We start from the raw sequence: 12,132 nt of genomic DNA, 5'->3' as shown, positions 1-12,132 counted from the left end.
TTTAAACCAGCTAAATTACAAGTTTTATTGAAATTTACGCTGTAAATGAATTTTTAATCGGTAAAAAGTACTTATCTAAATCAATTCGAATCGGCATGAAATAACAATGTGAACCGGTTTTCTTACAATGCTCTAATACATCTAGGGCAAACTGCACGTTCCATTCATAATCAGGTTTAAAAGATTTTGGAAATGCAACGTGATTGACACTTTCCCAATAAGATTGACTTTTCTCGGTAATCACTGGCGAAACACCCCAGTAAACTTTTTCAGCTGGCAAAAAGTCTGAATAAACTTCTAACAAACGCATATCAAAAAACGGTTGAGATAAAATGAAGTCACATCCAGCATCAAATTTCTTATTAATGTAATCTTTCTCTTGTTTAACCCCTTGACGATATGGGTCAAAACCACAGTAGATTTCAATATCAGGAAAATCACCACGAATTTTACGGACAAGATCAACTACATCTGTATTATAAATTTGATGATTTCTATCCGGTGGTGGATCACCAGTTACTAATAAAATTTTGCTTAATTCTCTCGCTTCAATGATTTGCTGTAATTTATTAGACTTTAAATCAAAATCGATGGAACGAACGTGAGGAATAAAATTGAATTGGTTTTGATCAACGTAATCAGTCCCATCCCAACTTCTAATCGGTAATCTAAGCAAATCAGGTATATTAATTGTGTTTACAAAAGGTAAATTTTGTTTCACAAATTCGATTTGCTGCTGTGTTGCCTCTTCTGTACGAGGTACAACTTCAAATGAAATATTCATATTACTAACTGCCACTCTCTTATTGGCAAAGGGTACGGCGGAACAAATCTACCGACATTTTATATACGGTTAATGCAAGCTCAGGATCATATCTATCTAAACCTTCGTCGCGCATAAAGGCATGTGCTGCATTAAATTCATGCCAAGTAAATTTAGCACCTGAATCAATTAAATTTTGATGAACTAAAAAACGACCTTCGTTTGGTACATGCGGATCCTGCTTACCCCAAATCATCATTAACTCAGCTTGAATATCTTTGGTTCTGGTTAATGAATCTTGGCCTTCACCACAAGGCAAAGTATTAGAATGAATGTCTGTCGCATATAAACAAGAGGCCGCTAAAATATTTTCATTGATAGCAGCTCGATAAGCTAAATGACCACCAATACAAACACCCATGGCACCAATTTTACCTGTGCAATAGTTTTGACTTTGCAGAAATTCAACCATAGCTTGATTATCGCTATCGTAAGACTCCAAAGGCTTAGCAAATTTATCTGCATTACCTTTATCTTTCCCTACATCGTCATAACCTAATACTGTTCCAATCGGATTTAACTCATGGAAAACTTCTGGCACTAAAACCACAAAACCATGGCCGGCCATAATTGCTGCAGAACGCGCTATCGGATCAGTTTGTTGAAATATTTCAGAATAATAAATAATAGCAGGGTAACTACCTTCAGCTTGAGGACGATAGATATAGGTTCTCATCGTGCCTGTTGGCGTTTGAATATCAACAAATTCAGTTTTAATTATCATAATTTGATCTCGATTGCGCAATTTAGTTGCGCATTATACATGTTGAAAATTGAATTTGATTAGTTTTTCTGAAACTTTTAGTTGAAATATTTTCAACTAAAATAATTTTGTCTTTGAAGCCTAAGAAAAAAAATCACAAATAAATTTATGCGTTAATTGAAATTAAAATTGTGGCCGCGTATTTGCTTAGTGATTAGTCGCGAGCATTAAGATTCGTCAAATTGCACCAGAGTCTACGCAAAAAGTATATATTCAACTATAAATTAATGGATGAACGAAAATGACAATTTCAACTCACATAAATTCGTTAGCCGCTGAAGATACATTAATAAACGAAAGGATACAGAGCATGGAACAGCTTGACCGACTGATAGATACACTCATCACTCAACATAAATTACCCGCTGAATTTAAACATATTGTTGAAACTTGGTATTTACCTTTATGTTACAAGATAGTGCAGCAACACATTTCTAAGGCTTCGACATTTTATTTGGGAATTAATGGTTGCCAAGGCAGTGGAAAATCGACCATGGCCGCGTTCTTAGAATCATTACTTGAGCAACACTGGGGTTTAAAAGTTGCCAACTTATCAATCGATGATTTTTACCTCACACGTAAAGAAAGAAAAAACCTAGCGGAGCATGAGCACCCCTTATTAATGACAAGAGGGGTGCCTGGTACACACGATGTTCCCCTAGCAATTAAAACCCTTAACGCGCTAGCAACAGACAAAAAACGTATTCCTTTAGTTAGATTCAACAAAGCAATTGATGATAGAGCCGAAGAAGCTGACTGGCAATATATAGATGGTGCTGCTGATATTGTGATTTTGGAAGGCTGGTGTATCGGTATAGAAGCGCAAAGCGAAGCAGAGTTATATTCGCCACTGAATAAATTAGAAACAGAAGAAGATGCTAAGGCAAAATGGCGACATTTCGTCAATGAACAGTTATCACTGCAATACCCTAGTTTATTTAATATGTTAGATAGCTTAGTTATGCTCAAAGCGCCTAGCTTTGAATGCGTATATCGTTGGCGTAAACGACAAGAAGAGAAGCTAAAACTAGCTAGTAAGGTACAAACTTATGTCATGTCGGATGCTGAACTAGATAGGTTTATCCAACATTACCAAAGACTCACAGAGCATGCGTTCACAAAACTGACAGACAAGGCAGATATAGTCTTTCACCTAAGTGAAGAACAACAATTTATTAAAGCAACAGGTCTATAAATGCAATTAGAACCCGGTCATAAAATTATCATTTTTACCGATATGGATGGCACTTTACTCGACCACCATACCTATTCTTGGCAGCCAGCAACACCTATGCTTGCGAAATTAAAAGCGTTAAATATTCCTGTTATTTGTAACACGAGTAAAACCTTTGCTGAAGTCGTCGACTTGCAACAAGCAATCGAATTAGATGGACCTTTTATCGTCGAAAATGGTGCTGCCATTTATCCTAGAGTGGAAAAAGGTAATTCACATAGTGACTACCAACCAATGCACAGACTTGGTGCAGACAGAGTCTCGGTTTTAACTCTCTTAGCAGAATTAAGATGCCAAGGCTTTAAATTTGTAGGCTTTAATGATTGGTCCACTGAAGAAATTGCAGAGCATACAGGTTTAGAAATAAAACAAGCAGAGCAAGCAGGTAATCGACATTTTTCTGAACCGATTATTTGGCAAGATACGGAGGCACAGAAAACACGCTTCCTAAATATTTTAAATCAACACGATTTAGTTGGACTTCAAGGTGGCCGCTACCTCTCTATACAAGGGCTATCAGACAAGGGTAAAGCCCTTTTATGGCTTAAGCAGTACTATCAATCTCTATGGAATGAACCAGTCATCACAATCGCCTTAGGCGACAGTGCAAACGACATTGCTATGTTAGAAGTGGCGGATATTTCAATATGGATAAAGTCAGAAAAAGCTTTCCCCAAATTAAACAAAACAAAGCAAGTTATTTACTCAAATGGCTTAGGTCCTATCGGTTGGAATGAAACCTTGGATCATATTTTGCTTAACTATAAATAAACCGAATGATGAACATCTAGCTATAAATATATTTTAACTAGGATGCAATGTCGCATCGACAACCAAGGAGAATCCATGGGCGATTTTTACCAGAATGGTGTTATTACTACTTTACATAACCTTTCAAGAGAATCAGTTAGTATCGAGGAAATTGAAGCAGAATTAGTTCAATTTTCAAAAGTAAGACCTTTATCACTCGTTCTCCCTTCATTATATTCTGAGCTACAGGGACCAGCACTTGAGAATATTATCAATGAGTTGTGTGAAGTTCCGTATCTAAGCCAAATTGTTATCGGCTTAGATAGAGCGACAGAAGAAGAATATAAACACGCACTAAAGTTTTTTTCACGCTTACCTCAAAAAGTAAAAGTTTTATGGAATGAAGGACCTAGACTACAAGCGATTGACGCAAAATTAAAAGCGGAAGGACTTGCGCCTAAGGAGTTAGGAAAAGGCAGAAACGTTTGGTATTGTTTAGGCTATGTTTTAGGCTCAGGTCAGTCAGAATCTGTCGCTATCCATGACTGTGATATTTTAACCTACAATCGAAAAATGCTCGCGAGACTCTTCTACCCTGTCGCGAACCCAAATTTTAACTATGAATTTTGTAAAGGCTATTATGCTCGTGTTGCCGATGGCAAAATCAATGGCCGAGTGAGCCGTTTACTCGTCACCCCGTTACTAAGAGCATTAAAGAAAATTTTTGGTAACCTAGATTACTTAGAATATTTAGATAGTTACCGTTACCCGCTAGCTGGTGAGTTTTCTTTTAGAACAGATGTAATCAATGATATTAGAATTCCTAGCGATTGGGGATTAGAAATAGGTGTGTTATCAGAAATGGAACGCAACTACTCTCATAATAGATTATGCCAAGTTGATATTGCCGATACCTATGACCATAAGCATCAATCTTTGTCAGTCGACAATGACGATGGTGGGTTATCAAAAATGTCGATTGATATTTCAAAAGCAATATTCAGAAAGTTAGCGACCAATGGAGTCGTGTTTAATACAGAAACTTTCCGCTCAATCAAAGCGACTTACTACCGCATAGCGCTAGACTTTGTTGAAACTTATCGCAATGATGCCATTATCAATAATCTTAACTTTGACATTCATAGCGAAGAGCAAGCAGTTGAATTATTTGCTCATAACATTTTAAAAGCCGGTGTTCACTTTTTAGAAAATCCAATGGAAACACCTTTTATACCAAGTTGGAACCGAGTAACAAGCGCTATGCCTGATGTTTTTGAACAAATGGGCCAAGCTGTTGAAGCTGATATGAAGGAATTTGGTCAATAACCCCTTCTTTGTATTAATCAACGGCAAGCAGGCGTCTAAACTCTTTAGGCGCCAAATTTTACAAACCAGCGTAACAACGATAAAACCTAGGGGAACCTTATGCCCGAACCTGTATTTTCAGAATTAATTCATAGAGTTAAAACTCACATTTCTGTTATTTACCCTGAATTAGATGCGGAGAAAGTAACTCAACGCCTACTTGAAATAATGCGGTTAGACGAAAATACAGAATCGCCACCCAATCATAAAAATCACTGGTCAGAGCAAGATGTAATCGCCATTACATACGGTAACAGTTTGCTAAGAGATGGAGAAAAGCCGTTACATACTTTGCACGACTTTTTCAAACGTCACTTAACCGATACGATTAACAGCATCCACATACTACCATTTTATCCCTACACGTCTGATGACGGATTTTCAGTCATGGATTACTCTAAAGTGAACGACTCACTAGGTGACTGGGTAGACGTAGAAAATATCAGTAAAGAATTTAGACTGATGGCAGATCTTGTCATTAATCATTGTTCTAGTCGTAGTGTTTGGTTTGAGAATTTTAAACAAGGAAAAGATCCGGGAAAGGACTACTTTTATACAGTGCCGCCAGAAACCGATACGAGTTTAGTGGTCCGGCCTAGAACAAGCCCATTACTAAGGGAAGTTGAAACCCCATCTGGTACTCAATATGTTTGGTGTACATTTAGCCACGATCAAGTCGACTTTGACTTCCATAACATCGAAGTCTTATATGAGTTTGTCAAAATTATTCGACTCTACCTTGATATGGGGGTAAACATATTTAGGTTTGATGCTGTTGCTTTTTTATGGAAAGAACTAAACACCAATTGCATACATTTACCAGAAACTCATGAAGCCGTCAGGTTACTCAGAACCTTAGTCGAACATGCAGTCAATGACGCTGTCATCATAAGTGAAACCAATGTGCCCAACCATGAGAATTTATCCTATTTTGGTAATGGTAACGAAGCGCATTGTGTGTACAACTTCTCTCTGCCACCATTACTGTTAAATACCTTGATAACTGGCAGTTGTCGTCATTTAAAACGCTGGTTAATGTCTATGCCACCACCGCAAGTTGGCACAGCTTATTTCAATTTCATCGCTTCTCATGACGGTATAGGATTGCGACCTGCCGAAGGTTTATTAAACGACGATGAACTTGCAACTTTAGTCAATACTGTGAGTTTATTTGGTGGTAAAGTTTCATGGCGAAGCGCCAATGGCATTAACAAACCTTATGAGCTAAACATTAGTTTATTTGATGCCTTGCAAGGCACACACAAAGGGCCAGATAAGCATCAGGTAGAAAGATTCGTTTGTGCTCATGCCATCATGCTCGCTCTGGAAGGCATACCTGGGATTTACATTCACAGTTTATTTGGTACTCATAACGATTACGCAAGAGTTGAAAATACCAGTCACAACAGAAGCATTAACCGGCATCAGTGGCAAGTCGATTCACTTGAAGCAGAATTAGACAACAAATACAGTTCTCATAGTAAAGTATTTACTCGACTTAAAAGTTTAATTCAAACCCGAATCAGGCAACCTGCTTTTCATCCGAATGCAGTGCAATTTACTTTACAACTGGGCGAGCAGGTATTTGGTTTTTGGCGTCAAAGTCAAAACCGAAGTCAGAGTATATTTTGTATTTACAATATCTCAGACATAGAGCAAAACATACCTATGGCTGAAATTAATTTAATCGATACTGAAACTTGGTTTGACCTAATTTCTGAACAACAAATAACTGACTTACATGGTTACCTAAACCTAGCACCATATCAGGCTGTTTGGCTGACCAATCGAAAGCACTAATCTATGCTTAGCTTAGCTAACCTAATAAGTACTCATTAGGTTAGCTAAAGCTATTAGACCTCAAGTCGAGATAACAACTTGTTTTCTTGACGGCCTTTTCCCTGAGAATGAAGTTCAATTCACTCATTTCTCATCCGAGTTAAGCTTATTTAAAATATACCTGTTTACCTTGAGTTTTAATCGTAAATTGACCTAAAGTTTTTGCATTTTCATTTGTAATTTTAGTCTTGTTAATCACTAAATTTTTAAATTGAATATTTTTGATATAACCAATATCGCCACTATCATTAATCATATTTGCCGGTCTTCCTACTGGGTTGCCGGACCAATCTAAACTTTCCATTTCAATAATGCCATTGCCCTGCTCGACTAACACCTTTGCTTCTTCGTCCGTTAATAAATGCTCTACCCATATATTCTCAAATAACAAGTTTTCAAAAGCTTGATTTTTCACAACCTGATTTTCCAAACCGATAATTCGAGCAACGGGTCCTTCTGCTCTAATATTTGAAAAGCTGGAATCTTTAATCACTTTTAAAATATTCTTACTTCCACTCGCATAGCCTCGATCTGCAAAATTAAAAATACCCCAGTTTTGATTCCTCCCTGTCCATTCTGCATGAATAATATCTAGATTATTCACTTTAAGCCCAGATACAGTTTTAGGATACCAGCCAAATTGAAACACTGCGCCATTATCAGTTTGCCAAATAACACAATCTTCTACAGTTCCATTCGAGCTATAAGTTTTAAATGCATCATCAAATGGCGAAATGAAGCAATCTTGAATTCGACTATTCGCATGAATTGCAGCTCCATCGCCATTCCATCGCCAATTACCCAGTACTTTAAAATTAGATAACATACCTGAATATAATAATTCTTCAGTATAAAGTGCATTTTTAAGCGGATCTTTATGTGCTTGGCTGTTACCTTCACCATCATTTGCATTCCAAGCAATATCTCCATCCGTAAAGCCGGTAATAACATAACTGGGCGCATTGACAAAAGTGATGCCCTCTAATAAGTATTTGTCTGTGCCTAACTGAAGTAACTTAACTGTATTAAACCAACAATCAACTGCTTCTCCTTTATCATTAACACAAGGTTCTAAACCTTTTTTACGTTTATCCGCACGCCAAGGGAAATGTTCACCTGAAATAACACCTCGGCCGGAAACCGTGAAGCCTTTTTGAAATCGCTTAGCCGGAACCGCTGAATTTAAAGCACCTAGAACATAAGCACCGCCCGCTAAATATACATGCTTAACAGCTTCGGGGATCTCCCAATAGCCTAAATGATGGACGCCTGGGGCAAAATAAACACGACTAGACTGACTTGCCTGCTCAAAATTAAACTCCGCGCCATATTCAACAACATAGGTTTTAGGATCTAATTGATTTGGCTGCTTTGAAATATCTTTCGTTTCTAATTGATCGGCAAAAATCATTAAGCCATCTAGCGGAATTTGTCTAAAAGCTAAATACCTATCATCAATATATTCAATTGAGATTTTGCTATTTGTGTTAATAACCTCAACAACAATTTCAGCCTTAGCTAAATCTTTACTGACAATTTTGTAATCACGGTTTAACCCTGATTTTGGTCTCACAATAATATCTGTTAGGCTGCCAGCAAATTTTTGTTTAACGACTTTAATTTTAGCTTTATGCTCAAACGAGAAATTAGTCCATGCCATAGTTCGTTTTTGCTGTCTAGCTGTGTCTGCACCATCGCACCCTAGGGTTAAACACAGTCTTTCAGTAGGCGGTTTAGATTCAAACACCTGTAAAGGCTTTTGATCAACCCAAACTTGATAAATTTCTGATGTATTAAGCTGTTCAATGCCAGGTGTAGAGTAAGTTACCGCATGACTTGGCACTAAATTTTTCTGACTACTACAAGCGGCTGCAAGCAATGCGAATAGACAAACGAAAAATCCAATTAGTGATTTCATTCTTATTTTCATTTTAAGCCTTAAATTTATTTAAGCGTATGTACACTAAATATTAAAGTTGATAGATGCGAGAATAGGAAGATTATTAGAGAAAAACTGTCGAGAATCGATAAATGTTTTTTGATGTTTTTTAAAGCTGAGGATAAAGCCCAAAATACAGGGCCTTATCGATAAAAATCCCTCTTTACTGAGACAAATCGTTTAAGAAGTTCTCAAAATCTTCTTCTTCTTCTTTAGTAACTTCTTTTGCTCTTGGCGGGTTACCATCATAAACCTTATACAAGGTACGCTGGAAATATGCTTCTTTAACGAAAACGTAAGGATCAAAACTATCTTCCAATAATTGCTCTTGTGCCATTAAGGAAATTCGCCCTTCAAGTGCTTTTACGCTAATTCTAAAAGCCGATGCCCAAATCGTTAAATCATCTAGCGGAAAATAGGCCGAGTCGACAAAATCACCAACCGAAGTCCTAACATCAGTCGGTCCCATACCTGGCACCATTAAGTAAGGGCCATTACCTACGCCCCACTTGCCTAACACTTCACCAAATTCTTCATGCTTTGCTTCCATCCCAGCGTACTTAGCTACGTCAACTAGGCCAAGTAAACCAAAAGTAGAATTAACAACAAAGCGACCTGTGCTTATTGCAGCATCACCAGGCTTAGCTTGAAGTAAATTATTTACAATAGCTGAAGGCTCTTCAAGATTATTAGCCATATTTAAGAAACCAGTTCGCGCAGGTTGCGGCATAATAGTTTGATAACCTTTTGCTGCAGGTTTAAGAATATGCTTATCTAAAACATTATAATTAAAATCCCACATGCTTCGGTTGAATGCCTGTAGTGGATCTTTATCATCTTTTTGCTCTGGCGTGACAGTTGCACATGAAGCAAGCAGCATAGACAAGAAAACACTAACAAATATACGTGTATGCATAAAATTCCTTTAATACCAGTTCACCTAAATTTTTGATCTATATTTAACGTAGAAAAAAAGTGCGCTAACAAGACATGAATTGCCGCTACTAGTAAACTAATAGCAAAATTCATAACGCAGTTTACGTGCTTTTTAACCAGCAAAATTGAGCAACAATTAGGATGGATTGGTATAAGCACTAAAATTCAGACAATATTGTAACTTCATTTGAATTAAATGAAATCATGAAAACTTAAAAAACATAAGCAATAACGCTGAAAAGCTAAAGAAAGATCAAATAAGAATAAACTATTTTTTGACTTCAGGAGAGAAATCTAGAGAAACCGAGTTAACGCAGAAGCGCTTTCCAGTCGGTTGAGGGCCATCATCAAATATGTGACCTAAATGCGAATCGCAGTTAGCACATTTTATTTCAACTCTTTGCATACCATGGCTATTATCTTCGATAAATAGGATTCTATCTGGGTCGATACAATCAAAAAATGCCGGCCAGCCACAGCCTGAATGAAATTTATTTTGATCGGTAAAAAGTGGCGTATTACAACAGACGCAATTATAACTACCGGCCGCGGTATGATTCAGATATTTCCCGGTAAAAGGATGTTCAGTGCCACTCTGTCGAGTGACTCTGAAAGTTTCTGCATCTAACTGGCTACGCCAGTAGTTATCGTCTTTCAAACTATAAATTTCCTAGTTGAAATTACTTAATACGAACTAAATCACGCTCTGGGCTAGACCAGTTTAAGTGATAGAACTGACCACGAGGTTCATCTGTACGCTCAAAAGTGTGAGAACCGAAGAAATCACGTTGACCTTGTAGCAAGTTAGCCGCTGTTGTCTCACTTCTATATGAATCAAAATAAGATAATGAAGAAGTAAAGCATGGCATAGGAACGCCTAAACGTACACCATCAACAATCGCTTCACGCCAGTTAGACTGGAATTTCTCAACTTGGCCAGCGAAAAACTCATCCATTAGTAAGTTAGCTAGACCTTTATCTTTATTGAAAGCATCAGTAATAGATTGTAGGAATACAGCACGGATAATACAACCAGCACGCCAGATTTTAGCAATTGCAGCGAAGTCTAAATCCCAACCTTGTTGCTCGCCTGCTGTCTTCATTAATTCAAAACCTTGAGCATATGCACAAATTTTTGAACAATATAAAGCATCGTGAACTCGAGCAATATAAGCTTCTTTTTCACTATCAGCAACATATGTTACTTCAGGACCTTTAAGGATAGTAGAAGCTTTAACTCGATTTTCTTTAAGACTTGATAAACAACGAGCATAAACTGATGCAGTTACAGCCATAGCTGGTGAACCAATTTCTAAGCTGCTTAAAGCTGTCCATAAACCTGTACCTTTTTGACCAGCGACATCAAGTACAACGTCAACTAAAGGTTTACCAGTAACTGGATCATCTTGCTCTAAAACTTCAGCTGAAATTTCAATTAAATAACTATTTAATGGGCCTTTATTCCACTCACGGAAAATCGCTGCGATTTGCTTAGGCGTTAAACCTAAAGCAGTGCGTAAACTTTGATATGCTTCACAGATTAATTGCATGTCAGCATATTCAATACCATTGTGAACCATCTTCACATAGTGACCAGCACCTGTTGGGCCAATATAAGCTGCACATGGCTCACCTTCAGTAACAGGGTTACCCGGCTCATTATTAACAAGTGGTAAACCAGACTCTGGATCAACTTTAGCTGAAATAGCTTCTAATACAGGCTCTAAACGAGACCAACCTGCTTGATCACCAGATGGCATTAGTGATGGTCCAAAACGCGCACCGACTTCGCCGCCAGAAACAGCACAACTAAAGAAGATAAATTTACCGTGGTATTGCTTTTCACGCTCTACAGTATCAGTCCAAAGACTATTACCTGTATCAACAACGATGTCATCTTGTGATAAACCTAATTCTAATAATTTACCACATACGATATCAACTGGCTTACCAGCTGGGATAGATAAAACGATTAGGTAAGGCTTTTGTAAATTACTTAGTAAGTCTTCAAAAGTTGAACAACCAGTAATACGTGCTGGCTTATCGCCACGCTCTTGTTCATCTTGAGATAAGATACCTTGTACTTTTTCTGCATCAAGGTCAAAAGCGGCTACGCTATAACCATTATCAGCCAAGTTTAGACCAAGGTTTTTACCCATTACGCCTAAGCCAATAAGGCCAATTTGACATAGTTCATTCGTGCTCGACATAATTTTTTCCTGTGTAGTGTGTGCTTCAAAAAATTGGCGTTATTGTAGCTAATATGGGGGCGCTAAGCTATACAGATACGGCTTAAACAGGGGGCAAAAAAATAACTAAAACTTATAAAGGTAATAAACTCCATAAATACCATCTATACTTTCACATCTTGATACTTATGATTTTTTGTTTTAAATCATAAGGTTACACGTTAAATATAATACTATTTGTCATATATTATTCGCCAAAGACAATTTAGCTTAGATCTTGTACTTACTCATGGT

General features: G+C 37.4%; 10 protein-coding genes. 4 read left to right on the top strand and 6 right to left on the bottom strand.

The annotated features are described in order from the left end of the window. Positions 1-34 precede the first annotated feature (34 nt). Together XM47_RS10665 and XM47_RS10660 are read right to left on the bottom strand one after the other, a co-directional pair. Positions 35-784 (bottom strand): methylenetetrahydrofolate reductase, encoded by a 750-nt coding sequence (locus XM47_RS10665; RefSeq protein WP_048692346.1) that lies wholly within the window; start codon positions 782-784, stop codon positions 35-37. Between the two features lie 19 nt (positions 785-803). Next, positions 804-1,547, bottom strand: a complete 744-nt coding sequence (locus tag XM47_RS10660; RefSeq protein WP_048692344.1) for a dienelactone hydrolase family protein — start codon at positions 1,545-1,547, stop codon at positions 804-806. A 280-nt stretch (positions 1,548-1,827) separates the two neighbouring features. Here XM47_RS10660 and XM47_RS10655 point away from each other — a divergent pair, with 280 nt between their 5' ends. From XM47_RS10655 to XM47_RS10640, 4 genes are all read left to right on the top strand, one after another. Continuing rightward, complete coding sequence (locus XM47_RS10655) at positions 1,828-2,781, top strand: hypothetical protein (protein ID WP_245623452.1); 954 nt, start codon at positions 1,828-1,830, stop codon at positions 2,779-2,781. Beyond that, positions 2,782-3,591: an HAD-IIB family hydrolase gene (locus tag XM47_RS10650; RefSeq protein ID WP_048692341.1), complete on the top strand. Its 810-nt coding sequence runs from the start codon at positions 2,782-2,784 to the stop codon at positions 3,589-3,591. A 75-nt stretch (positions 3,592-3,666) separates the two neighbouring features. After that, complete coding sequence (locus XM47_RS10645) at positions 3,667-4,896, top strand: glycosyltransferase family protein (RefSeq protein WP_048692339.1); 1,230 nt, start codon at positions 3,667-3,669, stop codon at positions 4,894-4,896. 99 nt (positions 4,897-4,995) lie between these two features. Continuing rightward, positions 4,996-6,735 (top strand): sugar phosphorylase, encoded by a 1,740-nt coding sequence (locus tag XM47_RS10640; RefSeq protein WP_048692338.1) that lies wholly within the window; start codon positions 4,996-4,998, stop codon positions 6,733-6,735. Between the two features lie 145 nt (positions 6,736-6,880). Here XM47_RS10640 and XM47_RS10635 read toward each other — a convergent pair whose 3' ends face one another. From XM47_RS10635 to gndA, 4 genes are all read right to left on the bottom strand, one after another. Then, positions 6,881-8,692: a hypothetical protein gene (locus XM47_RS10635; protein WP_172656523.1), complete on the bottom strand. Its 1,812-nt coding sequence runs from the start codon at positions 8,690-8,692 to the stop codon at positions 6,881-6,883. A 184-nt stretch (positions 8,693-8,876) separates the two neighbouring features. Further along, positions 8,877-9,629: an MlaA family lipoprotein gene (locus tag XM47_RS10630; RefSeq protein WP_048692336.1), complete on the bottom strand. Its 753-nt coding sequence runs from the start codon at positions 9,627-9,629 to the stop codon at positions 8,877-8,879. 288 nt (positions 9,630-9,917) lie between these two features. Continuing rightward, positions 9,918-10,307 (bottom strand): peptide-methionine (R)-S-oxide reductase MsrB, encoded by a 390-nt coding sequence (gene msrB, locus XM47_RS10625; RefSeq protein ID WP_078061887.1) that lies wholly within the window; start codon positions 10,305-10,307, stop codon positions 9,918-9,920. A gap of 22 nt (positions 10,308-10,329) precedes the next feature. Further along, positions 10,330-11,859, bottom strand: coding sequence for an NADP-dependent phosphogluconate dehydrogenase (gene gndA / locus XM47_RS10620; protein WP_048692334.1), 1,530 nt, complete (start codon positions 11,857-11,859; stop codon positions 10,330-10,332). Positions 11,860-12,132: the final 273 nt, after the last annotated feature.

It is taken from the genome of Catenovulum maritimum (assembly GCF_001050375.1).
In the GTDB taxonomy this organism is placed as follows: Bacteria; Pseudomonadota; Gammaproteobacteria; order Enterobacterales; family Alteromonadaceae; genus Catenovulum; species Catenovulum maritimum.
Note: the sequence above shows the minus strand (reverse complement) of the source record. Positions and strands in the feature narration are given on the sequence as shown.